This window comes from Paenibacillus sp. FSL R7-0272 (assembly GCF_037969905.1).
Classification (GTDB): Bacteria; Bacillota; Bacilli; order Paenibacillales; family Paenibacillaceae; genus Paenibacillus; species Paenibacillus polysaccharolyticus.
The window spans coordinates 4,013,129-4,039,584 of record NZ_CP150221.1; the positions used below are offsets into that span (position 1 = coordinate 4,013,129).

The window sequence follows — 26,456 nt, forward strand, 5'->3', positions numbered from 1 at the left end:
ATATTCGGATTTAACTTAATTGAATAATGGTCAGTGTTGCACCTGGAGGCGAGAGGACAGCTGCGCCGGCGAGACCAAACAATTGGAGCTGGATTGAAGATCCCGCTGTTACAGTAACAATAAACTCCGACTGTAATTGATTAAGTGAGAGTGTTGGCGACACCACGCTCGCCGAAATAGCTGTCCCGTTAAGCAACACGCGAGATTGTATTGCCAACGCAGCAGTCAGATTGATTCGATAAGAGATAAAATAGCGACCGGCATTAGCCAGTGTAAAGGTATCACTTGTACCGTTGACAGTTATACCCGTGCCAAAATTCTGGTTGCTTGGTAACGCTATAAGAGTACCGCCCAAAATAACAACAATTGTACCGTTAATGTTCTCAGCAAATGCTGAGTTAGCAGTTACTGAAGTTCCCGTTGCTCCAGTGGCTCCTGTTGCACCTGTAATACTTGTGCCGGTGGCTCCTGTTGCACCCGTAATACTTGCACCAGTTGCTCCAGTGACTCCAGATATACCCGTTGCACCAGTCACCCCGGTTTCACCCGTCGTTCCCGTTACTCCCGTGGCTCCTGTTGCACCCGTAATGTTTGCACCGGTGGCCCCGGTTACTCCGGCTATACCCGTTGCACCAGTCACCCCGGTTTCACCAGTCGTTCCCGTCACTCCCGTGGCTCCTGTTGCACCCGTAATGCTTGCACCGGTGGCCCCGGTTATTCCGGCTATACCCGTCGCTCCGGTCACCCCGGTTTCACCAGTTGTTCCCGTTACTCCTGTGGCTCCTGTTGCACCCGTAATACTTGCGCCGGTTGCTCCAGTCACTCCGACGATACCCGTTGCACCAGTCACCCCGGTTTCACCAGTCGTTCCCGTCACTCCCGTGGCTCCTGTTGCACCTGTAATGCTTGTGCCGGTGGCCCCGGTTATTCCGGCTATACCCGTCGCTCCGGTCACCCCGGTTTCACCAGTTGTTCCCGTTACACCCGTGGCCCCCGTTGCACCCGTTATTCCCGTTTCTCCAGTTACACCTGTCGCCCCAGCAATTGCTAATAACGTATAATCCGGCGAAGTGCCCGGTGTACCTGTTGGCGAGGCCACATTCGTGATGTACGTACTACCGTTAAACGTCACCACTTGACCGGCTGGATACGTCGGAGCTACTGCTGGATCAAACGCCACGATTCCGCTTAATCCTACACCCGTGGCTCCCGTTACTCCCGTGGTTCCCGTCAGTCCAGCAATACCGGTCGCACCTGTTATTCCTGTTTCCCCAGTTACACCCGTTATACCAGTCGCCCCTGCACTTGCAATCAAGGTATAATCCGACGAGGTGCCCGGCGTGCCTGTAGGCGAGGCCACATTGGTGATATACGTACTGCCATTGAACGTCACCACTTGACCGGCTGGATACGTCGGCGCTACTGCTGGATCAAACGCCACAATGCCACTTAACCCTACGCCGGTGGCCCCCGTTGCACCCGTAATGCTTGCGCCAGTTGCTCCGGTCACTCCAGCAATACCGGTCGCGCCCGTTATTCCCATTCCCCCAGTTACACCTGTCGCCCCGGCACTTGCAATCAAGTTATAATCCGGCGAGGTGCCCGGCGTGCCCGTTGGCGAGGCCACATTCGTGATATACGTGCTGCCATTGAACGTCACCACTTGACCGGCTGGATACGTCGGCGCTACTGCTGGATCAAACGCCACGATGCCACTTAACCCTGCGCCTGTCGCTCCTGTTGCACCCGTAATACTTGCGCCAGTGGCTCCGGTCAACCCGGCGGTACCCGTTGCACCCGTTATTCCCGTTTCCCCAGTTACACCTGTCACCCCGGCACTTGCAATCAAGGTATAATCCGGAGAGGCGCCTGGCGTGCCCGTTGGCGAGGCCACATTCGTGATATACGTACTGCCATTGAATGTCACCACTTGACCGGCTGGATACGTCGGCGCTACTGCTGGGTCGAATGCCACAATGCCACTTAACCCTACGCCGGTGGCCCCCGTTGCACCCGTAATGCTTGCGCCAGTTGCTCCGGTTACTCCGGCTATACCCGTTTCACCAGTCGTTCCCGTTCCCCCAGTTACACCTGTCGCCCCTGCACTTGCAATCAAGGTATAATCAGGCGAGGTGCCCGGCGTGCCCGTTGGGGAAGCCACATTCGTGATATACGTACTGCCATTGAATGTCACCACTTGACCGGCTGGATACGTCGGGGCTACTGCTGGATCAAACGCCACGATTCCGCTTAATCCTACACCCGTGGCCCCCGTTGCGCCCGTAATGCTTGCGCCGGCTGCTCCAGTCTCTCCGGCAATACCGGTCGCACCAGTTACACCAGTGCCTCCTGTGACTCCTGCACTTGCTAGTAACGTATAGTCTGGCGAGGTGCCCGGCGTGCCTGTGGGCGAAGCCACATTCGTGATATACGTGCTGCCCTCAAACGTCACCACTTGACCGGCTGGATACGTTGGCGCTACTGCTGGGTCAAATGCCACAATGCCACTTAACCCTACACCCGTGGCTCCTGTTGCACCTGTAATGCTTGCACCAGTTGCTCCAGTCTCTCCTGCTGTACCCGTTGTGCCAGTCACCCCGGTTTCACCCGTCGCTCCCGTTACTCCCGTGGTTCCCGTCAGTCCAGCAATACCGGTCGCGCCTGTTATTCCTGTTTCCCCAGTTACACCCGTTACACCAGTAGCCCCTGCACTTGCTAGTAACGTATAGTCTGGCGAGGTGCCTGGCGTACCCGTTGGCGAGGCCACATTGGTGACGTACGTGCTACCATTGAACGTCACCACTTGACCGGCTGGATACGTTGGGGCTACTGCTGGGTCAAACGCCACGATTCCACTTAATCCTACACCCGTCGCCCCCGTGGTCCCTGTTACTCCCGTACTACCGGTTACACCCGCCCCAGTAGCACCTGTTCCTCCTGTTCCTCCTGTGACTCCTGCACTTGCTAATAACGTATAATCCGGCGAGGTGCCCGGCGTGCCCGTTGGCGAGGCCACATTGGTGACATACGTACTACCATTGAATGTCACTACTTGACCGGCTGGATACGTCGGAGCTACTGCTGGGTCAAACGCGACGATTCCACTCAACCCTACACCCGTCGCTCCAGTTGTACCAGTAGCTCCTGTCGATCCTGTAGCTCCTGTTGGTCCTGCTCCAGCAAGTAATGTATAATCTGGTGAACTTCCAGGTGTACCCGTTGGTGAAGCCAAATTGGTGATATACGTACTACCATTGAATGTGACCACTTGACCTGCTGAATACGTCGGGGCAACAGCCGGATCAAATGGTATAACTCCCTCTAAACCTATACCTGTTGCTCCGGTTGCTCCAGTTGAGCCTGCTCCAGCAAGCAACGAATAGTCTGGTGAACTTCCAGGTGTACCCGTTGGCGCGGCGACATTCGTAATATATGTGCTACCATTAGACGTTACAATCTGACCTGCTGGATATGTTGGCGCTTGAGCAGGATCGAACGGTACAATCCCAGTGAGCCCCACACCTGTAGCGCCGGTAGCCCCCGTCGGTCCTGCACCAGCGATTAATGCATAATCAGGTGAACTTCCAGGCGTGCCTGTCGGTGAAGCGACATTGGTAATATACGTACTACCATTGAACGTCACCACTTGGCCTGCTGAATACGTTGGCGCTTGAGCCGGGTCAAAGGTGATAGCACCGTTAAGGCCCACCCCAGTAGCTCCTGTCACTCCTGATGCAGCGATCAATGTATAGTCCGAAGATGTACCCGGTGTCCCTGTCGGACCTGCTACACTGGCAATATAAGTACTGCCATTATAAGTAACCACTTGACCTGCAGCATATCCCGGCGCAAGAGCAGCATCAAAAGGAATAGCTCCAGAAAGTCCTACACCCGTTGCCCCGGTTGCACCTGTAGAACCAGCTGCAAGCAAAAGCGTGTAATCAGGTGAACTTCCAGGTAAACCTACCGGGCCATTTACTTTAGCCACAAAAAGACTTCCATCATAACTAACTACCTGGCCTTGCGCATAAGTTGATCCAGCTGCAGGATTAAACGTTGTAATATTGTTTAACCCTACACCTGGAATTCCTGTCGCTCCTTGTGGTCCTTGTGGACCCTGCGGGCCTATAGGGCCGACAGCACCCGCAGCACCCACAGAACCAGTTGGCCCTGTTGCACCTGTTGGACCAGTAGCTCCTCTTAATCCAGGAACTCCAGGGACCCCTGGTACGCCTGGAACACCGGGAGGACCTGCAGCACCTGTAATCCCCCCCGTACCGAAAGTCGTTGTGGCTCTGCTTAACGAGATAGATATGGAACGAATTAATCCGACTAACCGATCTTTTACTTCGGGAGGTACCTCCAAAAGCAATGTTAAACTTAACAAGTCATCCAACAGATTTTGCAAATTCCCTGCGAGATTAATTAAAGCAACAGGAATGACTTCAGAAGAAGCAATGGTCAGTTCTAATACAGCTTGAAGCTCCGCTTTTACCCCAGCTCGGAACTCAGATTCATTAACAAAAGTAAGTAATTGACGTAATCCGTTCTGCAACGCAAGTATATTTGATGCACTCGGCTGACTAATTGCACCGGGAATGGTTACAGCAAGAGAACGAAGAATCGACTCATATTGCTCAAGTTCACTAGCTGTTATGGGTATAAACGGCGAACCTGCCCGGAATGATCTCCCTTCCAAAAACGCTTTAATATTTACTCTTTTACGTCCATCGGACATACTTTAATCAATCCTCCTTAGACATCTTACTTTTCAATCTTATGAAGGAGGAGTTCAAAAATTATCTTGGACATTTTTTTGCGGACAAAAAAGGATACGACCTTGTTCCACGTTGAACAAGATTAAACGGAATACTTCAACAAAAAAACACCCTCTATCAGAGGGTGTTTCGGCACATTTTGTTTAAAATCAACCTATTTCGAAGATTCTACCGGAAATTGTAATATAAACTCCGTTCCTTCACCAAGCACACTATTGACATGAATCGTGCCCTGATGAGCATCTACGATGTTTTTTACGATCGCCAAGCCAAGCCCGGTTCCAACACTTTCTCCCCGAACGCGAGCTTTATCCGCTTTATAAAAACGTTCAAAAATAAAAGGCAGGTCTGATGTAGGAATACCCACACCCTGATCTTTTACACTCACTCTGGCAAAAGGAGCACGCAAGTTAGTGACAAGCTCAGCAGAAATTTTCACACTTTTACCAACAGGTGTATGTCTGAATGCATTATCCAGTAAATTCGTGAATACTTGCTCCAGCCTGTCTTCATCTGCTTGTTGAAGTGAGATCATCTGCTGTTTGCATTCGAATTGAAGTTGAATCCCCTGTTCCTTCGAGCGCACCATAAATTTGCGATAAATACGTTCGAGAAGTTCACCGAGTTCAACTTCCTTCATGTTCATGTCAGTATGCCCTGCATCCATACGGGCCAGATCAAGTAAATCCTTGACCAGTCTACCCATCCGCAATGACTCATCGTGAATGACCTGAATCAGTTCTTCACTCTCTTCGGGCGATGTTGCCATCCCGTCAAGTAAAGCCTCGCTGTATCCCTGCATCATTGATAACGGTGTACGAATTTCATGAGATACATTAGCAACGAAGTCCCGGCGCATCTTCTCCATCTTCACTTCTTCGGTAACATCTCTCAAGACAGCCACCGCACCCCGTACCACACTATCTGCATACAAAGGGGCCATTTGAACAGACCATACTCCTTGTTGCACATGAACATTGGAACTCTGGTCCCCACCTTGCTCCATCACCAGTCTGAATAAGGGTACAAGCGGTTCAGGAACATCACGGGATGGGTTTGCAGAAGGATGACCATCCAAACCCTCATCCTCCTGAGCCCAGTCTAGAGCATACCAGGCCTGCATAATTTTCTCACCAGGCGGATTCGTCAAAATGATCTTGCCTTCACCATCAAAAGTAATCACGGCATCCGTCATGCTTCGCAGCACGCTCGCCAAATGTTCCTTCTCATGATTCAAATTTCGAATGGTATCTTCCAGTTGAACAGCCATGTGATTAAATGTATTTGCAAGTTCACCAATTTCATCATTGGTACGAAGAGAAAGTCTCGTTCCATAGTTCCCTTTACGGATGGCATTAGCTGCCTGAATTAATTGTTGCATAGGCTGTGTAATTTTGGTGAACAGAAATAATGCAAAAAACGTTGTTAGACTGAATCCGACAATGCAAATATAAGTAAACAGCCTTTTGATATCCCTAGATTCAGACTCAGCAAAGTTGGTATCGATATAGGGTAGCAGAAAGAGCCCCAGCGCAATCAGCACACAGCCCACAAGGCATATAATTGTAATCCATAACTTTCCAACCAGTGATCTCCAGAAAGCAAAGTTATTTCGGTACTTCCAGTTTATAACCGACACCCCACACGGTTGTTATCATCGCAGCCGATTCAGGTGATACCTTGTTCAGCTTCTCGCGAAGACGCTTCACATGGGTATCCACGGTACGAAGATCACCGAAAAATTCATAGTTCCATACATCCTTAAGCAATTCTTCTCTGGAGAAAACCTTATCTGGCGATGTTGCAAGGTAATGCAACAACTCATATTCTTTAGGTGTCAAACTGATCTCTTCACCACCCGCAGTTACGCGGTGTGCATCATGCTCAATAACAAGATGTGGGAAAACAATATTGTTGCTTGAATTGCTTTCCTTGGAAAGATACGCCGTTGCCGAAGAGCGACGCAGAATAGCCTTCACCCGGTAAATCACTTCACGCGGACTGAATGGCTTTACCACATAATCATCTGCCCCTACTTCAAAACCTTGTACACGGTTAATCTCTTCCCCTTTTGCGGTAAGCATTAATACAGGGGTAGATTTCACCTGACGAAGTCGGGTACACACTTCAACACCATCCATGCCCGGGAGCATAACATCCAGCAAAATCAGACCGTAATCTCCGGCCGTTGCTTTACGAAGTGCTGTTTCGCCATCTTCCGCTTCATCAATTTCATAACCTTCTTTTTCAAGATACATTTTAAGCAGTCTGCGGATTCTTTCTTCATCATCCACGACCAATATACGATTCTCATGTTCTGACATGCCCACTCAAGCCCCTTTACAATACTCCTCATCACTTCTATTATGTTCGATCTTGCGAACAATATTTGAATACCTGTTTTATTGAAACGGGTATATCATGAATTACCGTTGTTTTGCCACTACTTTTAACTGACTTTACTAGTCTGCTCCAGCATAGGAATGCAATCCTGCAATGATCAGATTTACACCAACCAGTGTAAACATGACAACCAGGAAACCGAGCACAGCAAGCCAAGCGGACTTCTGTCCCTGCCATCCTTTGGATAAACGCAAGTGCAAATACACACTATAATACAGCCAAGTGATCAGTGCCCACACTTCTTTAGGGTCCCAGCCCCAGAAACGACTCCAGGCAATTTGTGCCCAGATCATAGCAAAGATCAGAGCTCCCAGCGTAAAAATAGGGAATCCAATCGCAATAGCGCGATAACTGATCTCATCAAGGTCATCCGCGTCAATTCCGTTCATCATCGGCTGTAACGCTTGTCCAAGCGGTCTGCGTACAATTAAACGAATGATTCCATATAAAATCAGACCCGTAATGATTGACCAGATGACTGTATTCAGCTTACGTCCTGCATTCACGCCATTCATCCATGAAGGCGTCTCAAGCAACGGTTCCTTTATTCCAAGGAACGGTTTCAAGCTCTCCACTTCACTATTATATGGAGCAAAAATAGGAGGCATGCGATAAATCACTTTCTCTATTGTACTATTTTCTTCTCCCTTTGTGTCAATGGTGACTGTTTTCTGTACAAAAACGGCCTCATAACCGGATGCACGGAAGGCAAACACGGTTCCAATAAATCCGATCACCACAACGATGGTAATGAGCGTAAACTCCACCCAGCCGCGCTGACGACAAGAAGATTTGTCTTTTCCACTAAAATCAACGGTACGAAGCAGATACATAAATCCCGCAGCAAAACCTACTGCAAAAAACGCTTCACCCAAAGCAGCCAGCGTAACGTGGATCTTCAACCAAATCGATTGTAATGCGGGAATCAATGGCTGAACTTCCTGTGGAAATACGGCTGCATATGCCATAATGATAATCGTGAGTGGAAGTGCAAACAAGCCCAGCAGAGATTTGCGGTAAATTGCATACACAACGATAAAGGCTACCATGATCATCATGGATAAAAAGGACATAAATTCGTACATATTACTTACCGGAATATGGCCTGCACCAATCCAGCGGGTTACAAAGAAAACCAAATGTGCTACCAACGCGACCGTAGATGCGATAAACGCCCGTTTACCCCAACGATTCAAATGATCGATCGGATCGCGGTTACTCCATTTCTTGCCCATGACGGCCACTGCATATAATAAAAACGCAGCACAATACAGAAAAAAAGATACGATAAATGCGTCGCTGCTGAAATCCAGTATATTCACGCTTGGTTCCCCCCGTTATCCAACGACTTCTCATCCACTTCCAGATTCATCTGTTTCAAAATGCCAGCAACTTCTCGTCTGAAGCCGAACCAGTTTTTGTTGGTATGCCCGCCAAGCGTAATACGCTCATCGTCAAACCGAATCCAAATGCGGCGATGATGCCAGTAAAAGCCCATGACAAGACCCAGCATTACAATGCCTGCCCCTACCCATACAAAAGGCATCGCTTTGTCCACACGTATATTCAGGTAGCTTACCGATTGAATAAGATCTACCTTGTCCATACTGTCGACCTCCAGTTGTAATGGAAGTTCCCCTCCTACAAGCTGGCGGTTGATTGCATCCTGTTGAAAACGTTGCTTGTCAATTTGTTTGGCAAAATATAAGTATTGAATCCCCTTCTCTGGTAGATCCGGACCTTTAATATGAAAAAGAAATGCAGGTGCATTGGGTGAAGGTGATTTTGATTTTGGTTCTCCCTTATCATCTAGAGCAAAATCCATAAATTTTTCTTTCACCGTCAATGTATATGGTCCTGCCTCAAAGGTGCGTTGTGTGTCCATCATGTCAATCTTCAAAGAACCGTACACTTCACCCGTTTTCACATTGACCAGATCCGGTGTCACCGAGCGAATCGTCGGGGTTAGATCATAATCAAACTGGTATGCCTTAAGACCTTGGTAATTCAGTGGCTGGTTCACCCGTACGTCATGTCTTGCAACCTCTGCAAGCTGAGGTTTTTTGGAGAGATCCGAACAATCGGCCGTGCATTCGTACAAAACAACCTTGGTTTCAAACAACTTGGGAACTGTTTTATTCAAATTTTTGAACTGCTCAGGAACCTCGTCGTCACTATAAAACTCCACATTAAACTTCTCATTTTTCAGATACATGGACGTGTTTGGAATTTTTTTAATTTCCCCTTCGGGAAAAGCAACATGTTCGTCCAGATTCAGACCTGGAAGTCCGCGAGCGAGTACAGCGAGCAGAAAAATAATAAGTCCGATATGAATCACATAAGGACCCCAACGGCTAAAACGTTGCTTCTCCGCAAGCAAAGCATCCCCTTGTGTGTGAACACGATATCCTTTCTTACGAAGCGGCGTAACCGCTTTCTTAATCCACTCTTCAGGTGCCTCTTCAATAGAACCTTGATACACAAGTCGCTGCCGCGTCAGGAATTGCAGATGTTTCCGTATCCGCTGCTTGTTCAGCGCTTTGTACAGTGGAAGCACACGATCCAGACTACAGATCACAAGCGATGCTCCGATCATCACCAGCAGTAGAATAAACCACCAGGATTCATATGTATGAGACAGTCCGAGAAGATAATAAATATGGCCTAACTGACCATAGGTTTCTTTGTAATAAACCGAAGGATCAATATTCAGAAATGTACTTTCTTGCGGGTAGATCGTACCTAGCATGGAACCAACGAGCGTGAGCACAATCATATAAACTGCAATTTTGACAGATGAAAAGAAATTCCATATGCGATCAATAATACTGGGATTACTTCGCTGTGAACGCCGAGCCATCCCATCATAACGCATCTCTAACACTTCATTCGATTGAGCGGTTTCCTCCAGAAGCGGCTTACCACACGCCTCGCACAAAACGGTTCCTACCGGATTCTGATGACCACACTCACATTTCGTATTTTGGAACACAAGTAGACCTCCTGTCAGGGCTGCTTCGCCAGCTGTGAGATTTGAGCGTCAAGTGTGTCCAAATCCAATTGCCCGATATGAATCGTGGAGATTTTTCCCGTTTCAGATACGAAAAACGTTGTTGGCATCGGAGAGATCCCATAGTCTCGAACGGAGTTTTTATCCCGGTCTAACATAATCGGAAATGTAACACCCACCTGCCTTACAAAATTATCTACCGTCATCTGATCTTCTCCAACGTTGATTCCAACAAATTGCACACCTTTATCTTTCCATTTGTCAGCCTGCGCTTGAAGAGCAGGCATCTCTTTCACACAAGGCTCACACCATGTGCCCCAAAAATTGATAACCATCGCTTTTCCTTGATACTCATCAGACGTATGAACTTGACCATCCAGGCCCAGCAGTTCAAAAGAAGGGGCTCGATCCCCTTCCTTTGGCTTGCCATTCGAGCCGGATACCGATGTTGTAATCGCGTATCCACCCAACACCAGGATCAAGCACAAAATAACGATTTGCACCGTTCTTCTTGATTTTCCCATGTGCTGCTCCCCTTTAAAGTGACGATATTATTGATTTGCCTTCTTGTTATAGAAAGTGTGAACACTCTATGAACAATTATAGCGAATTTCGTCACAAATCTGCGGCGGTTTTATGAAAATTATGTGTCCTCACATTACCTTTTTTTCATTTTTTTGGCGGGTTCCGATTTTGCGAGCGTAATCAGATTGTTAACTTCCTCTTTGGTCAGATTACGTGTCAGCCCTCTTTTCAGATTTTGCAGCAAAATGCCTCCAAACGAAATCCGCTTCAGACGTGTTACCGGATGATTGATTGCCTCAAACATACGTCTTACCTGACGGTTTCGTCCCTCATAAATCGTAATCGAAATAACAGCCTCATTGTTTGCTGTGTCCACATCTTTGTACTCGACCTCTGCTGGCGCTGTCATACCGTCTTCAAGCATAATTCCAGTTTTGAGCTTTTCCAATTCCGTACCATGTGGTACCCCTTTAACTGTTGCCAGATACGTTTTGGGTACGTGATGTTTAGGATGCGTCAGCAAGTGCGCAAATTCGCCATCATTGGTCAGAATAAGCAGCCCTTCGGTATCATAATCAAGACGTCCTACCGGATAAACACGTTCCTTAACGCCTTTCAGATAATCCGATACGATTTTCCGGCCTTCCGGGTCTGATGCGCTTGTAATAACCCCTTTAGGTTTATTCAGCATCAAATACACTTTTTTCTCACTGCGGATCGGTTTTCCATTGACCGTAATGATATCCTCTTCGGGGTTTGCTTTCGTACCCAGTTCGGTTACGACCTCCCCGTTAACTTCTACTTTGCCGGACAGGATCAGTTCCTCACTCTTGCGGCGGGATGCAATGCCTGCCTGCGCGATAATTTTTTGTAATCTTTCCATGTTTGTCATGTCACCTCACACTAATGATACCCATCCAACCGGGAAATCACAAGGATTATCCAATGTTTTTGTGAACGTTCGAGCTTTATCGCTAATTTGTGCGTTGTAGAACAGATATTTTATAGTCTCGATATACAAAAAAAGCTTACCCTCGCCACGGCTGATTTCGTTCAGACCACGCAAAGGTAAACCCTTATCATCTATTTAATTCGTAGTTCATTTCTAATTCGCAACTTTGCCTGCCACCACAACCGGCTTTTTCGCTGGAACAGCTGCTTCTTTCACAAATGTCTGCAATGTCTTTGAAGAAATAAAATAAGTCCGTCCACCATATACAAACGTCATCATGCCAATGACCTGTTTATTCTGATCAAGCACTGGTCCACCTGAATTGCCTTGAGCCATTGCTTTGACGATGCTTCCAATGCCTACTTTTCCCGGTACTTCACTCGCCAGAGCACTAAATACCCGACTCTTCGCTATCGTGTTGTATGTCGAAGGAAAATCATCATCTAATATGACAAGATCTCCCGATGGGTTTTTAGGAAATCCAATAGTATAAACAACCTGATTGTCCCTCGCATCAGCAAACTTCACCGGTTCAGCGTCAATCGGTTTGTCCAGCTTGAGTAAAGCCATATCCGTTACAGAATCAGTTTTAACAATTTTAGCTTTAACCGCCTGATTGAGCGCACCTGGGCTCGCAACCGTCAAAGTCCCTTTATCTCCGCCAGACAGCTCAGCGAATTCCTGAACAACATGGTAATTGGTTAATACTTCATCTTTCGATATTAGAATCGAAGTTCCCACGTCATAATAAACCATATCCGGTTCATTTGCTTTAACCAAACGCACATTAACAACTGGAAAAGAATCGGCCGTAGTCGCCATTTGAGCACGTAATGATTTGTCAAAATAACCTGTAAAATGAATCGTCTGTTCAGCTTGAGCACCTGCTAACCCTGTCGAACCTGCAAGCATCGTTATAGCGAGCATACTTGTCAACCCGTAACGGAGCATTCGTTTCCAACTCTTCTGCATGTCTCACTCTCCTCCGTTATTATTCTAGCATAACTAGTATATCGGTAGGAAAGGAGTAATAGTTTAACCAAAAACGATCAAACAAATGGCAAGTGCAGCTATGAATCCAACGACATCCGAAAACAATCCAACCTTAAGCGCGTACCGTCCGTTCCGAATACCAACTGCTCCGAAATACACAGTTAGCACATATAACGTCGTATCCGTACTGCCTTGAATGGTAGAGGCCATCCGGCCAATCATGGAGTCAGGGCCATACGTTTTGATCAAATCCGTTGTAAATGCAAGCGAGCCTGTCCCTGTTAATGGTCGTAATATCCCTAGCGGAAGGACTTCTCCAGGCACACCCATCCACGAGACGAGAGGAGTGAAGAACTGAATCACAAAATCCAGTGCTCCCGAGGCACGAAAAACACTAATGGCAACCATCATTCCCACCAGATGTGGGATGATGCTGATTGCAGTCGAGAAGCCGTCCTTGGCCCCATCAACAAAGGATTCATAGACCGGGACCTTTTTGGTAAACGCATATAATGGAACAAACGCGATAATAACCGGAATGGCCCAGACAGATATCCAGTTAATGAAGGTTAACAAGGTAGCTCATCCTTTCATGCCGGGATTACCGCTCTTGGATATACGCGGCGATCTGCGGAGAGTTCTATTTCGATACCAGCGATCAGCCATAATGGCAGCAAGTGTAGCTATAATGGTAGCCATTAAAGTTGTGCCTACAATCTCCGTGGCGTTCGCAGAATGATAGTTCAACCTGATCGCTATCAGCGTTGTTGGAATAATCGTAATACTCGCGGTATTCAGCGCCAGCAGTGTACACATAGCAGGGGATGCGGTCTGCTTGTCAGGATTCAGTTCCTGCAATTGTTGCATCGCCTTGATTCCCATGGGCGTAGCCGCATTCCCTAGTCCAAGCAAATTTGCACTCATGTTGGATAAGATGTAACCCATAGCCGGGTGGTTTTTGGGTACATCGGGAAATAGAAATCCGACCACCGGGCCAAGAAGTTTTGCAATCCGTCCAAGAAGGCCGGCATCTTCGGCCATTTTCATCATTCCCATCCAGAATACGAGTACACTGATCAGACCGAAACATACCGTCACACCGGTTGCCGCACCATCAAATGCTGCCTGGGTGACCACTTCAATCTTCCCGTTCACTGCTGCAAAAACAAAGCCGATCAAGATCATCATTAACCAGATCAGATTGATCATTGGAATCATTCCTCCCAGTAACAGCAAGCACAAGAGCGATCTTTCTATCCTTAAATCAAAATCAAGGTGATAACAGTCGACTTAGCACTGCCTTCCACGCGGAAACCCAAGTCGTGACCTCTCCTATTCCACCTATAGTAGCATCTGCGATGGGTGGCTCTGGCGGAATATAGCTACCTTTGTAATACACAGGTATCGAGCCGATTGGTTCGCCTTTCAACTGCATTTCAATTCGCCCGGCTAGTCCAAACGAAGGATCTGTTGATTGTTTATTATCTGTCACAGCGTCCTGTGTACGTTTATCCAGCAGAACCAATGTCTTGGTTATGTCTTCCTGTTCTCCTTTGGCGAGCGGGTATTTAAAACCACGCCCTGTTACGAGTTCCATGTTCTGAACAGGCTGTTCCTGTTTGGCAATCTCGATTAGTGGGAAATGTTCAAAGCCGAAATCCAGCATCTTCGCATGATCGTTCCAGTCATCGCCATCGTTAAGTGTCACCGCGGCCAGCTGTTGCCCGTCACGAGTCGCTGAGCTGACCAGGCATCTGAATGCCTTTTTGGTGTATCCAGTTTTCACCCCATCCGCACCTTCATACAAGCGAAGCATTTTGTTTTTGTTATGCCAGGAGTACTCCCAGCTTTCATTCGGATTGGGGGCGGATTTATTTTCTGTTGCCACGATGCGTTTGAATACCGGGTTATGGAGCGCGTAAGCCGTTAACCTCGCCAGATCGTTTGCGGTAGAGTAATGACCTTCGGCATCCAGACCATGTGGGTTCATAAAATGAGAACGAGTCAAACCGATCTGCTCTGCCTTCTTATTCATAAGCAAAACAAAACCTTCTTCTGAACCACCGACATGCTCAGCAATTGCCGAAGCCGCATCATTACCTGATCGAAGCATAAGACCGTATAACATATTTTCTAGTGTCATCTCCTCGCCCAGTTTAAGGTATAGCGAAGATCCTTCTTTGGCAAAAGAAGATGGCGTAACCTTGACCTTTGCATCTAACTTACCTTCTTCAATCGCAACGATGGCAGTCATGATTTTAGTCAAACTTGCGATGCGCGACTCTTTGTCCCCATCTTTACTATACAGAATTCGCCCTGATGTCACATCGATGAGCGCTGCACTTTGCGCATGAGTAGACGGTCCAGCAATGGTCGCCTGAACTGACGATGCACCCATAGTTGAAAGTAACAGTACAGGCAAGAGCGTACCTACAATAACCTTCATTAATTTTCGCATCCACATTCCTCCGGGTCGCTTGGAATCTTGTACTATCCTATGTCTGGACAACCCGGAGTATGTCCCGCACAGGAAAAAACAGCAAAAATCCCCCTTGCACCTTAAAGTGCCAGAGGGATTACGAATTAATCATATGACTCAGCTATACGTTGTATGATCCGTTGTCACTCGCACATCATGTTCTGTTGTGCCATGATTACGGTGGCGGAACATTTCCTGAATGCGATCGAGTACATATGGTGTTGAATCAATCAATTTTTCAAACAAGTGCGTCGAATTATCAAGCGGCACGATGTGCACACCTTGCTTGCCAACAACCAGAAAAGCGATTGGACGGATGGATACACCGCCACCACTACCACCGCCAAATGGGGAAGCAACCTTTGCGGAATGAGCATGTTCCGTTGTGCTCGATGCGTTATTACCTTTTCCATCACTTACATTAAAATCACTTCCGCCTGCCGCGAAGCCAAATCCAACTTTACTAATCGGCAGAATAACCGTACCATCCGGTGTTTCTACAGGATCGCCAACGATTGTATTGACATCCACCATGCCTTTGATATTTTCCATTGCAGTTTCCATTAATCCTTGAATTGGATGATCTGACATGTGACTTCCCTCCAGTTTCAATAATAAACTATATCCGTTGAGCTTAAGCAGATTAACACAAACAAGTTGTGTCAATGATTAATCAACTTATATAGGTTTTTGATCTAACCATATCATCCCCAAACTTGCAGGACTTATGTAATCAATACAGGGAATCGTTATCGCATGTTCTCGTCGCAGAACCTTAACACCAATACAGTGGATTCAATCTCAGGCTAGTTAAGTTCTGCTTTAACGAGCTTCCTTTTCCGCAATGTGCCTATGCTTCTTCTTTTGCTTTGATTTGCGGCGTTGCTCCCGAAGGAGTTTAATCCACATTCGCCAGCCACCCTCGACCTGCAGCACGCGGGTAAGCAGTCTCATTCCAGCAATTAAGATGGCCGTCATGCGGATTCGCAGTTTGAAATCCAGTTCTGTTCGAAATTCCATCTCGTCGGACCATACCGGAAGAACCTCAAGGTCAGGCACCGTTTTGAAACGCATTTGGTACGTTAAGAAGCCAACAATCATGGACTTAATACTCCATAACCAACCTGTTAGCATTGCTGTGTAAGCAGCATCACCTACACCAACCGCAGTAGACCAAAACAGATTCGTTATATATACTCGTCTGAGCGTCTGTCTGACCCATACTTTCAGAGCCTCTGTTGCTCGAAGCATCACCTTGACTTCTTTTGCCCAGTTTTTTACTTTTCGTTTGTTCACCTGCTCGCTACCCAAAACTTCTCCTCGGGAATGGTTCATGGACTGTTCTGTTTTAAGCAAGAAGCCTTCTTTCATATTTCGGAAAACAATGCTCGGAATTTCGTAATTCATCCGCACGAAGCCATACAGCAGTCGAACATTGATATTTGCGTAGTCATCGCTCTTATGTTTGCGAAATATAACATGAACATGAACATTTGAGATGAGGACTGCGGCAATCAGCAGTGCGATGAACAAACCGATTCCTCCAAGCCAGATCCACACAGGCCTTACCTCCAAGCCCTCAATTCTTATCATGTCTAGTATGGCATTCCTTGCTGGAAAAAATTCACGAATGCCATGAAATCCCCCAATTTTTGCCGAAATGCACCATCGAAATGCCCGATATCGTATACATCATTCCAGACAACTTCACCGCTGTTCTGGAGAAAATACAAAAAGACAACGTGGATCGATCTCCACATTGTCCTTATATGGCTTTAACTATTAGCATTTATTAGGAGGAGGAACCCGAAGAATCATCCTCTGGATCTACAGCGACATCTTCTTCCGGGAATGCTGCTTCCTCTTCAAAATCAAAAACGCTTTGTACGTCAGTATCCGAGACATCCGGCTGATTCATGTCCAACTTGTTGAATAACAACTGCGTTTCTTCCTCCAAGTTTTCCGAATCTTCAAACAAACCCGGTTCGGGAAGATCTTTAATCGAAGCTAGTCCGAAATAATCAAGAAATGACTTCGTTGTTCCGTACAATATCGGGCGTCCAATCGCTTCCGCTCTCCCCACTTCAACAATGAGATCCTTGTTCACGAGTGTATGGATAGCACGCTCCGATTTTACGCCACGAATCTCCTCAATCTCCACCCGTGTAATGGGCTGACGATAAGCTACAATGGCCAAAGTTTCAAGCGCCGCTTGGGATAACGATGTACGTGCAGGAGAGTAAGCTAGCTTCTCAAAATAGGCCGCATGTTCCGGCAATGTTCCGAGTTGCACGACACCTGCAATCTTCAGAATCTGCACACCTCGCCCTTGCCTTGCAAAATCGCCGATCATGTCCTCAATGGCATCCGTAACCAGTTCTACCCGCTGGTCCACAATTTCAGCAATCTGTTTGACACTTAGACCTTCTTCTCCGGACAAAAACAAAAGGCCCTCAATAATCGACTTCAATTTCGGAAAATCCATGATTCGTTGTTTCCCCTCTCCACTCCATAACGATATCCTCAAACAACCGTTCCTGGTAACAAACAATCTGCTTCATCTTCATCAGCTCCAGCACGGCTAGAAACGTAACCACGATCTCATGGCGATATATCTGATCATCCATAAGCTTAGAAAATAACAACCGCCCCCCAGGACCTAAATGCTCCAAGGCACCAATAACTTCACGTATGCGATCCTTGACCGAAATTTCGTCCCTTTTGATGCGGGTGACCGTTGTACGCTTCTCAGCCTTTCGAAGTGCTTTCTGAAACGCCGCGATGAGATCAGAAGTATGCAGACCTTGCACCGGATTCGTTTGTTCCTCCATAGGCATATAAGGTCGCAAATCTTCGGGCTCTTTGGAAAAAATAAGACTGCGTTCCCATTCCCGTTCATGCAGATGCCGCGCTATTCCTTTATATTTGCGATATTCGATAAGGCGTGCAATCAGTTCGGCACGCGGATCATAATCCTCATCTTCCATATAATCATAATCCTCGAAATCCTCGATTACCGGTGGTTTGGGCAGTAAAAGTTTGCTCTTGATGGACAGCAGCGTAGCTGCCATCACCAGAAATTCACTTGTTATATCCAGTTCCAGCTCCTGCATGGAATGCAGATACGCCATGTACTGATCGGTAATATCGCTGATGGGAATATCCTGGATGTCGATCTCAGCCTTATCAATCAGATGCAACAACAGATCCAAAGGCCCTTCAAAAGTCTCCAGTTTGTATGTAACTACCGTCACTAGACGAATCCTCCCGCCAGAAAAATACAAAACCCTGCCAGCCGTCCGAAACCGGTATCCCGATTTCGTCTGCGCAAAGCAGGGCACTACTATTAAATAAGCACTATTTTAGCTGTTTCGTCAAGTTCGCCATTTCAATTGCAGCTGTAGCAGCATCCCAACCTTTATTGCCGGCCTTCGTTCCTGCACGCTCAATCGCCTGTTCAATGTTCTCCGTAGTAACCAATCCAAAGATGGTCGGCACCCCTGTTTTCAGATTAATTGCCGCTACCCCTTTAGCCATCTCGTTGCAGACATAATCATAATGTGTTGTTGACCCACGGATAACCGTTCCGAGTGTGATGACTGCATCGTATTTGCCGCTTTCGGCCATTTTCTGAGCGATAAGCGGGATTTCGAAAGCTCCCGGTACCCAAGCTACATCTACTTCATTATCTTGCACACCGTGACGTTTGAACGCATCCAGCGCCCCGCTAAGCAACTTGCTCGTAATAAATTCATTAAAACGTCCAACTACCACGCCATATTTTAAACCTTCCGATACCAAATGTCCTTCAAAATAGTTAGGCATTATCGTCATCTCCCTGTCGATATATAATGTTATAGGTGCTGCAATTGAACATGTGAAATCTCCAATATTTACATATCACAAAATTATCGTGAGTAGCTGAAATCACTGTTCATTCTGCTCGATATCATCAAACTTGAGCATATGGCCCAATTTGGCTTGCTTGGTGTGAAGGTAAGCTGTATTATCTTCATTCTCCTGCATCTGAATCGGTACACGCTCTACCACTTCCAGACCATATCCTTCCAAGCCTTTAATTTTCCGTGGATTATTCGTTAATAATCGAATCTGACGAACGCCAAGATCCTTCAAAATTTGTGCACCAATCCCATAATCGCGCAGATCAGCAGCAAAACCAAGCTTCAGATTGGCATCCACTGTATCCAGACCTTCTTCTTGCAGCTTGTAAGCCTTGAGTTTGTTGATTAAACCGATCCCACGGCCTTCTTGTCTCATATAGAGCAGTACGCCATTACCTTCATCATGAATCTGCTTCAGCGCCGCATCAAACTGCGGGCCACAGTCACAACGGTGAGAGTGGAACACGTCGCCAGTCAAACATTCGGAGTGAACACGAACCAATACAGGTTTGGAACCGTCAATATCCCCTTTGACCAAGGCAACATGTTCTTTATTATCCACTGCATTCGTATACGCCACTGCCTGGAATTCGCCAAAGTCCGTCGGCATACGCACGGAAACTTCACGTTGCACCAGCTTCTCCTTCTCATTCCGGTAACGAATCATGTCCTGGATACTAATCAGTTTCAGATCATGCTTACGTGCAATCTCCTGCAGATCAGGAAGTCTGGCCATCGTACCATCTTCCTTGATCACTTCACAGATGACACCTGCGGGGTAAGAGCCGCACATGATCGCCAGATCAACTGCTGCTTCCGTGTGTCCGGCACGACGCAACACACCGCCGTCTTTGGCAATGAGCGGAAACATGTGACCCGGCTTGCGAAAATCACTGCTTTTCGCATTCGGATCAATCAAACCTTTAACGGTAATGGAACGCTCATGCGCCGAGATTCCCGTCGTTGTATCTTTGTGATCCACAGAGACCGTAAAAGCTGTGCCATGGAAATCTGTATTCTGCTGAACCATCGGTTTCAAATTTAATTCATCTGCCCGTTGCTGCGTAATGGGAACACAGACGAGTCCTCGACCTTCGGTAATCATGAAATTGATGACCTCAGGGGTTGCTTTTTCAGCCAAAGCAATAAAATCCCCTTCATTTTCCCGATCTTCGTCATCGACCACAATTACGGGTTTACCACGCATCAAATCATAAATAGCTGCCTCAATTGAGTCCAGAATGGATGGCTCGGATTGTTCTGACATCAGCTGCACCTCCTGTTTCCAGTTCTATGTTTTATCCCTGTCTTTCCTATGTTTATGCAAACCCGTGATTGGAGAGAAACTCTTCACTAAGACTGCTTGGCTTGCCTGTTCTCGTTTCCGCATGGCTCTTGCCGTATTGCAACAGATGATCTACATATTTCCCCAAAATATCACATTCAATGTTGACGGTATCTCCTGTCTTTTTGACATTCAAAACCGTTTCCCCAATCGTATGGGGAATAATCGAAACCGTGAAGGAACTTTGAGTCGTCTGTACCACTGTCAAGCTAATCCCATCCAAAGTGACCGAACCTTTTGGAATTAGAAATTTGAAAAGTTCATGGTCACCCGGTCTGATCTCAAAAACAACTGCATTCTGATCCCGAGTAATACTACCGATTACCCCAGTCCCATCCACATGTCCCTGCACGATATGACCGCCGAATCGTCCACCGGACAACATGGCCCGCTCCAGATTAACCTTACTGCCGGACTGAAGCTGATTGAGATTGGTGTGTCGATACGTTTCCGGCATGACGTCTGCGGTAAAACCTCCGCCTTCCAGCGTGGTCGCGGTAAGACAAACCCCGTTAACCGCAACACTGTCACCAATTTTTAGATCGTCCATAATGACAGATGCAGCGATGTTCAGAACCAGGGCCTCACCTTTACGGCCAATGCGCCGGATCTGACCGACTTCTTCCACCAAACCCGTAAACATGCTATCTTCCTCCTATTCTGGCCAAATCGGAATACCGCCAATGCTAATATTATCTCCAACTTGCTCAATTTCCAGCTGATGCAATTGGATTGCCTGACTCATGCGCTCTACGCCTTCAAAACGGAAACTTCCCGGAGTATCATATCCACCCACAATCTTGGGAGCGATAAACATCAGTAAACGATCTACGAGCCGTGCTTCCAGCATTGCACCATTTAGTGTACCGCCGCCTTCTAGCAGAATCGAGCCAATATCCCGCTCTCCCAGTTTGCTCAGCCCATGTAGCAAATCTACGCGTGGTCCAGGCCCACAGCGAATAACTTCAACACCGTAAGCCTCGAGTCGCTCAGCCGCTTCCTGGCTAGCCTCATCGGTTGTAAGCACCCAAGTTGGCGCAAGTCCGTCCTTGACCATTTTGGAGCCTACAGGCAACCTCAGCTTGGAATCCACAACGATCCGTACCGGACTGATGCCTTCTACCTGCAAACGAGTCGTCAGCTCTGGATTATCGGCGATTACCGTATCCACGCCAACCATAATGCCTTGATGACGATGACGAAGCGCATGCACGATCTCACGCGCCAGTTCGTTGGAGATCCATTTGCTGTCCCCGCTACGCGTAGCAATTTTTCCATCCAGCGTAGAAGCTGTTTTGAGGGTAACAAAAGGAAGGCCTGTTGTAATAAACTTGATAAACTTTTCATTCATACGTCTTCCGCGTTCGCGCAAAACACCCACTTCAACTTCGATGCCTTGTTGACGCAACATACTAATGCCTGTACCAGAAACCTGCGGATTCGGATCTTCACAACAAACCACCACCCGTTTAACCTTCTCATGGATCAAACGTTCGCTACAGGGTGGCGTTTTGCCATAGTGACTGCAAGGTTCAAGCGTTACGTAAACGGTACTACCCTCCGCGTCGCTTCCAGCCATATTCAAGGCATGCACCTCTGCATGGCCTGTACCTCGTTTCAGATGGCTTCCTAGACCAACAACACGTCCTTCTTTAACAACGACACATCCCACGACAGGATTAATTCCAGTCTGTCCTTGTGCCCGTTCTGCCATATCCAGTGCTAACGCCATATAAAATTCATCATTGATCATTTCCATATCCGTTCACCCCACGGTTATAATCTTGAACTAAAAAATCCCCACCGAACAATCTGTTCAGGTAGGGATGATGGAAGACTACTGTCATCAGCAGGAGAGATGAAACACACCAATACCGACACTTCACCAAAACCAGTTAACAGGTAAGTGAAAACAAACACATACCTTATTGCATACCCATTCGAGCTATAGAATGATATACAAAAAATCAGGTGAAGAGTTTCTATATAACGGTATTATGTACCAGAAAACTCATTATAAACAAGCCTTCCACACATATCATCCAAACGAGCTGAATGCTATGCGACATCACTCCTGCGGAGTGTAACCACACCGGCTTACACCCACTCCTTCTCCCATCCAGACTATACTGTCGGTTCTGGAATTACACCAGATCAGCCATCTGCTATAAGCAGACAGGTCACGGACTTTGCCATATCGGTGGAAAATAATATCCCCAACACGCATCACCGCCGGTAGGGAATTACACCCTGCCCTGAAGGATCGCTTTCGTTATTAATTGGATGTTAGCACTTTAATGTCAAAAAATCAATTCATTTTTGTTTCTTTTTGTCACATACTAACTTTTAATAAGCATTTATATTACAAAATCCGCATCTCATACAAGACACGGACGTCATCTACTATTGAAAAACTAAATCTAAAGGTTTGGAAAACACCAGCTTGCCATGTGCCTCAAATCCTTCGCAGCGTGGAACGGAACACTCTCAGGTTTGGGCTGGGAAGCATTAGGTGCTGGCATATCGCGGGCTACTCTTCTAACCCAACTGGTCGAGTCGATTCCAATGGCCGAACACTGCCAGCGCTCATCCGGCCTTGGACGAACGGTCAGAATAAGGTCTTCTTTTCCCGGCATATCGGGGAACACGCCATCCAGATATTCAACAATGGTACGTTTGTCCTTCACTTCATGACAATATACAGTAACCCAAGAACCACTAAGTACTTTCACTGCATATACGTCTCCAGGCTGCACTTCACCTGTACCGGCATCCGGAGATTTTTTCGGCACCTTCGCCTTGGCACCTACACCTCGTCTACTTTCAAATAAACCAATAACGGTCTCACTCGCCAGTGGATTCGGTTCAGGCTTGTTCTCTAACGATACATCACTGCAATCGAATTCACCAAAGATCAGGTTCAAATTGTGCTCGTTGATTCCTACAGATGAATCCCACCATGCCAAGGGAGCTTGTACCTCAACCCGGGTATTAGGTCTCTTGTCGCGTTCTGCATATGAGGTGAAGGCTGTAATCATTCCTGGCTGTTCTGGCGTGTCCAGGATGCCGATCAGCGCCAGCGTTTCAAGCAAATCGCGGTAAACATATACTTTTTTCGTAGGCAGGAGTTGTTCTTTTTTGAGCGCATCCGCAGCCTTGCTGTACCGAGTTTTAGGTGGCAGATTACGCAGCACCGTTAACACCGCGCGCAACGTCCAGCGATCATACTCATTAGGAACAGGAGGCTCCTGCGAAGCAGCCATCTCTCTCAGAGCGAGTACATGTCCAAAGATATCTCCATCAAGCGGTGTACCGTTGGTCATTCGCCAGTACCACTGAAGCGAAGTATCTACTCCGTCATTCACATCCAAACCACAGATCTGGCACTTACGACTGGAAGGATATGGACTATATTCATGGTCAGGTATGCTGGTTGCAATCAGTTTTCCTGCAAGAAGTGAACGCCAGATCATTGGCGCTGACCATAGAGAAGCCACAAAAGCCTGAGCAGCCTCCTGAAGTGTCCAACGCTCAGCCAATGTTCTCAGTTCTCGGATCGTATCCTCATGCTGCGGTCTTTCAAAGTGATTAGGCTCATGTCCAGTAGCCTCTAGTGCCTGTAATTGTTCCGCCGATACGTCCTCTGGTACATTGTGTCTTGAAGCACGCAACTCCTCGTCCCAAATCGTGCTCTCACTATAAATATGTTGAAGTAATTTCAGTTGCTGTACAACATCTAAAGTCAAAGTAACAACATCCTTTCACAGTAGTTCTGAAAACATGTAAGTTTGTAAGCTCAGTATATCCAGTGCGCTGCCAAACCTCATGTATTCGGTTTCAACAGTCTGTACCTAGCTAGAATAACCCACGAACTACTTGTCCCGCCAGTTCCTTTAAGCTTATTTTTAGTAACACTACGCAAGGCAATGATGCATTTGGTTGTAAAAACACAAAACCCCTGGTACTTCCGTAATAGGAATATACCAGGGGTTCACTCAATTGATGTGAATCATGCGTTGCAGTTTAAATTAAACTTCTACAACTTCAACAGTTTCCATTTTGTCGCGGCCTTCGAATGCATCAACAAACTCCATACCTTTGCTTACTTTACCAAATACAGTATGTTGTCCGTCCAAATGTGGCTGTGGTTGGTAGCAGATGTAGAACTGGCTTCCGCCTGTGTTGCGGCCAGCATGTGCCATCGCAAGTGTTCCACGCTCATGTTTGTTCGGGTTGATCTCACAGTTGATTGTGTAACCAGGACCGCCAGTACCGGAACCGCTAGGGCATCCACCTTGAGCTACGAAGCCCGGAATTACACGGTGGAAAACGAGTCCGTTATAGAAACCGGAGTTTGCCAATTTTTCAAAGTTTGCTACGGTGTTTGGAGCTTCTTGATCGAACAGGTCAATCAGAACTTCTCCGCCGTTTGCCAATTTAATTTTCGCTTGTTTCGCCATATGTAAATGACTCCTTTCAATTTTGAGCAAAAGTAATTGTGATGCAATACCAAACTTGTGGTCAAGCATTACAGCACTTTTCTTAGTGTACACCGAAAAGGGCCGAATCGCAAAAGAAAGAGCTATATTTTTGATTTTCTACTCTCAAATACAAGCCTTCAAGCGTGCCAAACAGCTACAATGTCCATGACAAAGGACGGAAGGGGCAAGCCCATTCCGTCCTCATCTAGCGCTATAGGAACTTGAATTAACGAGTAACTGGCTGTTTGCCAATACGCGCTGGCACGAGGTCGTTTTGGATAATGTCCTGATATGACTCACGACGTACAACCACATCACCTTGACCATCTTTGACAAACACAACCGCCGGACGACGAATCCGGTTGTAGTTACTTGCCATGGAGTAGTTATATGCCCCTGTGCAAGCTACGGCAAGCAGATCACCGCTCTCCACTTTTGGCAGATCCAGATCCCATATCAACATGTCACCGCTCTCGCAGCATTTCCCCGCTACAGATACCGTTTCTGTTGCCGCTTCGTTTGCACGATTTGCCAGTACGGCCTCATACTTGGACTCATACAATGCAGGGCGTGGGTTATCCGTCATCCCGCCATCTACTGCTACATATTTACGCACGCCGGGGATGTCTTTGCTCGTTCCAACGGTGTACAGCGTTGTGCCTGCTTCACCTACGATGCTACGGCCTGGCTCGACCCAAATTTCAGGCACTGCATAGCCGATTTGCGCAAAATGATTTTTTACCGCATCGGTAATGGCCTTCACATACTGAGCCACTTCAAGCGGCGTGTCACCGTCAATATAACGGATTCCGAATCCGCCGCCCAGGTTTACGACTTTGAATGCCACATTCAGGCGCTCGTATACACTTGCTGCAAATTCAGCAACACGTTGAACCGCCATCTGGAATCCTTCAACCTCAAAGATCTGGGAGCCGATGTGAGAATGTACACCAAGCAATACCAGATTGGACTGTTTGGATGCGAGTTCAATAGCTTCGAATGCTGTACCGTTGCCGATATCAAAACCGAACTTGGAGTCCGTTTGTCCTGTCGAAATATATTCATGCGTATGCGCCTCAACACCTGGCGTTACACGTAGTAGGATGTTAACTTTACGGTTTTTGTCCGTTGCGACAGCTTGGAGCAGATGCAACTCGTTAAAGTTGTCAACCACGAAGCATCCAATTTCAGCGTCAAGCGCCATTTCGATCTCTTCGAGCGTTTTGTTATTGCCGTGGAAATGAATGCGTTCTGCTGGGAACCCTGCTTGCAATGCAGTGAACAGTTCGCCGTCAGAGACAACGTCCAGAGAAAGACCTTCCTCTGCTGCCAGAGCACACATCGCCATAACACAAAATGCTTTGCTTGCATATGCAACTTGGAAGCCCAAACCTGAAGCGCGGAATGCTTCCATGTACTCTCTGCAGCGCTCGCGAACCAATTGCTCGTCCACAACATAGAGCGGTGTTCCAAATTGCTCTTTCATATCCGTAACGTCTACTCCACCAATCTCCAGGTGACCTTGCTCATTTATTCTACTTGTACCGTGTAAATACATCGTTTGCATTCCTCACTTTTTGTATACTGG

At 47.1% G+C, this 26,456-nt stretch carries 22 protein-coding genes and 1 riboswitch; all 22 genes read right to left on the reverse strand.

The features are described from left to right. Window positions 1–10 precede the first annotated feature (10 nt). The 22 genes from MKY23_RS17785 to lysA all read right to left on the reverse strand — a co-directional run bounded on the left by MKY23_RS17785 (window position 11) and on the right by lysA (window position 26,426). Window positions 11–4,738, reverse strand: a complete 4,728-nt coding sequence (locus MKY23_RS17785) for a collagen-like repeat preface domain-containing protein (protein WP_339831200.1) — start codon at window positions 4,736–4,738, stop codon at window positions 11–13. A gap of 194 nt (window positions 4,739–4,932) precedes the next feature. Continuing rightward, complete coding sequence (locus MKY23_RS17790) at window positions 4,933–6,330, reverse strand: ATP-binding protein (protein WP_253493306.1); 1,398 nt, start codon at window positions 6,328–6,330, stop codon at window positions 4,933–4,935. A gap of 55 nt (window positions 6,331–6,385) precedes the next feature. Further along, a complete protein-coding gene (locus MKY23_RS17795) occupies window positions 6,386–7,102 on the reverse strand; it encodes a response regulator transcription factor (protein ID WP_110894386.1) in 717 nt (238 codons plus the stop codon). Between the two features lie 138 nt (window positions 7,103–7,240). Continuing rightward, window positions 7,241–8,503: a cytochrome c biogenesis protein CcsA gene (ccsA, locus tag MKY23_RS17800; protein WP_339831205.1), complete on the reverse strand. Its 1,263-nt coding sequence runs from the start codon at window positions 8,501–8,503 to the stop codon at window positions 7,241–7,243. After that, on the reverse strand, window positions 8,500–10,173 hold the full coding sequence (locus MKY23_RS17805; protein WP_154957598.1) for a cytochrome c biogenesis protein ResB: 1,674 nt from the start codon (window positions 10,171–10,173) through the stop codon (window positions 8,500–8,502). The genes ccsA and MKY23_RS17805 overlap by 4 nt, the downstream gene beginning before the upstream one ends. 14 nt (window positions 10,174–10,187) lie before the next feature. After that, complete coding sequence (locus MKY23_RS17810) at window positions 10,188–10,715, reverse strand: redoxin family protein (RefSeq protein ID WP_145413182.1); 528 nt, start codon at window positions 10,713–10,715, stop codon at window positions 10,188–10,190. Window positions 10,716–10,849: 134 nt separating this feature from the next. Continuing rightward, window positions 10,850–11,599, reverse strand: a complete 750-nt coding sequence (locus MKY23_RS17815) for a pseudouridine synthase (protein ID WP_154957599.1) — start codon at window positions 11,597–11,599, stop codon at window positions 10,850–10,852. 222 nt (window positions 11,600–11,821) lie between these two features. After that, complete coding sequence (locus MKY23_RS17820) at window positions 11,822–12,640, reverse strand: serine protease (RefSeq protein WP_339831211.1); 819 nt, start codon at window positions 12,638–12,640, stop codon at window positions 11,822–11,824. Between the two features lie 63 nt (window positions 12,641–12,703). Then, a complete protein-coding gene (locus MKY23_RS17825; protein ID WP_090922318.1) occupies window positions 12,704–13,237 on the reverse strand; it encodes a spore maturation protein in 534 nt (177 codons plus the stop codon). 6 nt (window positions 13,238–13,243) lie between these two features. Then, window positions 13,244–13,870, reverse strand: coding sequence for a nucleoside recognition domain-containing protein (locus tag MKY23_RS17830; protein WP_090922320.1), 627 nt, complete (start codon window positions 13,868–13,870; stop codon window positions 13,244–13,246). A gap of 61 nt (window positions 13,871–13,931) precedes the next feature. After that, the gene (locus MKY23_RS17835) at window positions 13,932–15,119 is read right to left on the reverse strand and encodes a D-alanyl-D-alanine carboxypeptidase family protein (protein WP_339831215.1); all 1,188 of its coding nucleotides are present in this window, start codon (window positions 15,117–15,119) and stop codon (window positions 13,932–13,934) included. A gap of 138 nt (window positions 15,120–15,257) precedes the next feature. Next, window positions 15,258–15,731 (reverse strand): GerW family sporulation protein, encoded by a 474-nt coding sequence (ytfJ, locus tag MKY23_RS17840; protein ID WP_090922394.1) that lies wholly within the window; start codon window positions 15,729–15,731, stop codon window positions 15,258–15,260. Between the two features lie 231 nt (window positions 15,732–15,962). Next, window positions 15,963–16,700, reverse strand: a complete 738-nt coding sequence (locus MKY23_RS17845) for a DUF2953 domain-containing protein (RefSeq protein ID WP_336120266.1) — start codon at window positions 16,698–16,700, stop codon at window positions 15,963–15,965. Window positions 16,701–16,932: 232 nt separating this feature from the next. Beyond that, a complete protein-coding gene (gene scpB, locus MKY23_RS17850) occupies window positions 16,933–17,625 on the reverse strand; it encodes an SMC-Scp complex subunit ScpB (protein WP_253493286.1) in 693 nt (230 codons plus the stop codon). Then, window positions 17,594–18,394: a segregation/condensation protein A gene (locus MKY23_RS17855; RefSeq protein ID WP_090922401.1), complete on the reverse strand. Its 801-nt coding sequence runs from the start codon at window positions 18,392–18,394 to the stop codon at window positions 17,594–17,596. The genes scpB and MKY23_RS17855 overlap by 32 nt, the downstream gene beginning before the upstream one ends. Before the next feature lie 103 nt (window positions 18,395–18,497). Next, window positions 18,498–18,965: a 6,7-dimethyl-8-ribityllumazine synthase gene (gene ribE / locus MKY23_RS17860; RefSeq protein ID WP_090922403.1), complete on the reverse strand. Its 468-nt coding sequence runs from the start codon at window positions 18,963–18,965 to the stop codon at window positions 18,498–18,500. 102 nt (window positions 18,966–19,067) lie between these two features. After that, the gene (locus MKY23_RS17865) at window positions 19,068–20,309 is read right to left on the reverse strand and encodes a bifunctional 3,4-dihydroxy-2-butanone-4-phosphate synthase/GTP cyclohydrolase II (protein ID WP_154888507.1); all 1,242 of its coding nucleotides are present in this window, start codon (window positions 20,307–20,309) and stop codon (window positions 19,068–19,070) included. Window positions 20,310–20,361: 52 nt separating this feature from the next. Next, the gene (gene ribE / locus MKY23_RS17870; protein WP_090922407.1) at window positions 20,362–21,030 is read right to left on the reverse strand and encodes a riboflavin synthase; all 669 of its coding nucleotides are present in this window, start codon (window positions 21,028–21,030) and stop codon (window positions 20,362–20,364) included. A 12-nt stretch (window positions 21,031–21,042) separates the two neighbouring features. After that, the gene (gene ribD, locus MKY23_RS17875) at window positions 21,043–22,146 is read right to left on the reverse strand and encodes a bifunctional diaminohydroxyphosphoribosylaminopyrimidine deaminase/5-amino-6-(5-phosphoribosylamino)uracil reductase RibD (protein ID WP_154983690.1); all 1,104 of its coding nucleotides are present in this window, start codon (window positions 22,144–22,146) and stop codon (window positions 21,043–21,045) included. A gap of 344 nt (window positions 22,147–22,490) precedes the next feature. Beyond that, window positions 22,491–22,654: riboswitch (FMN riboswitch) on the reverse strand. 153 nt (window positions 22,655–22,807) lie between these two features. Beyond that, window positions 22,808–24,133 carry a hypothetical protein gene (locus MKY23_RS17880; protein WP_154983691.1) on the reverse strand — a complete coding sequence of 442 codons (1,326 nt, stop codon included), beginning with the start codon at window positions 24,131–24,133 and terminating at the stop codon, window positions 22,808–22,810. A 282-nt stretch (window positions 24,134–24,415) separates the two neighbouring features. Continuing rightward, window positions 24,416–24,847 (reverse strand): peptidylprolyl isomerase, encoded by a 432-nt coding sequence (locus MKY23_RS17885; RefSeq protein ID WP_090922413.1) that lies wholly within the window; start codon window positions 24,845–24,847, stop codon window positions 24,416–24,418. Between the two features lie 247 nt (window positions 24,848–25,094). Continuing rightward, entirely contained in the window at window positions 25,095–26,426 is a 1,332-nt protein-coding gene (gene lysA, locus MKY23_RS17890) for a diaminopimelate decarboxylase (RefSeq protein ID WP_336120267.1), read from the reverse strand. Between the last annotated feature and the right edge of the window lie 30 nt (window positions 26,427–26,456).

What these genes read in the sequence shown, in the direction of transcription:
- MKY23_RS17830 (WP_090922320.1), bottom strand. Translation starts at nt 13,870, where the DNA reads ATGATCAATCTGATCTGGTTAATGATGATCTTGATCGGCTTTGTTTTT.
- MKY23_RS17865 (WP_154888507.1), bottom strand. Translation starts at nt 20,309, where the DNA reads ATGTCAGAACAATCCGAGCCATCCATTCTGGACTCAATTGAGGCAGCT.
- ribE (WP_090922407.1), bottom strand. Translation starts at nt 21,030, where the DNA reads ATGTTTACGGGTTTGGTGGAAGAAGTCGGTCAGATCCGGCGCATTGGC.
- MKY23_RS17815 (WP_154957599.1), bottom strand. Translation starts at nt 11,599, where the DNA reads ATGGAAAGATTACAAAAAATTATCGCGCAGGCAGGCATTGCATCCCGC.
- scpB (WP_253493286.1), bottom strand. Translation starts at nt 17,625, where the DNA reads ATGGATTTTCCGAAATTGAAGTCGATTATTGAGGGCCTTTTGTTTTTG.
- ribD (WP_154983690.1), bottom strand. Translation starts at nt 22,146, where the DNA reads ATGGAAATGATCAATGATGAATTTTATATGGCGTTAGCACTGGATATG.
- ribE (WP_090922403.1), bottom strand. Translation starts at nt 18,965, where the DNA reads ATGCCTAACTATTTTGAAGGACATTTGGTATCGGAAGGTTTAAAATAT.
- MKY23_RS17785 (WP_339831200.1), bottom strand. Translation starts at nt 4,738, where the DNA reads ATGTCCGATGGACGTAAAAGAGTAAATATTAAAGCGTTTTTGGAAGGG.
- ytfJ (WP_090922394.1), bottom strand. Translation starts at nt 15,731, where the DNA reads ATGTCAGATCATCCAATTCAAGGATTAATGGAAACTGCAATGGAAAAT.
- MKY23_RS17810 (WP_145413182.1), bottom strand. Translation starts at nt 10,715, where the DNA reads ATGGGAAAATCAAGAAGAACGGTGCAAATCGTTATTTTGTGCTTGATC.
- MKY23_RS17820 (WP_339831211.1), bottom strand. Translation starts at nt 12,640, where the DNA reads ATGCAGAAGAGTTGGAAACGAATGCTCCGTTACGGGTTGACAAGTATG.
- MKY23_RS17835 (WP_339831215.1), bottom strand. Translation starts at nt 15,119, where the DNA reads ATGCGAAAATTAATGAAGGTTATTGTAGGTACGCTCTTGCCTGTACTG.
- lysA (WP_336120267.1), bottom strand. Translation starts at nt 26,426, where the DNA reads ATGTATTTACACGGTACAAGTAGAATAAATGAGCAAGGTCACCTGGAG.
- MKY23_RS17885 (WP_090922413.1), bottom strand. Translation starts at nt 24,847, where the DNA reads ATGGCGAAACAAGCGAAAATTAAATTGGCAAACGGCGGAGAAGTTCTG.
- MKY23_RS17795 (WP_110894386.1), bottom strand. Translation starts at nt 7,102, where the DNA reads ATGTCAGAACATGAGAATCGTATATTGGTCGTGGATGATGAAGAAAGA.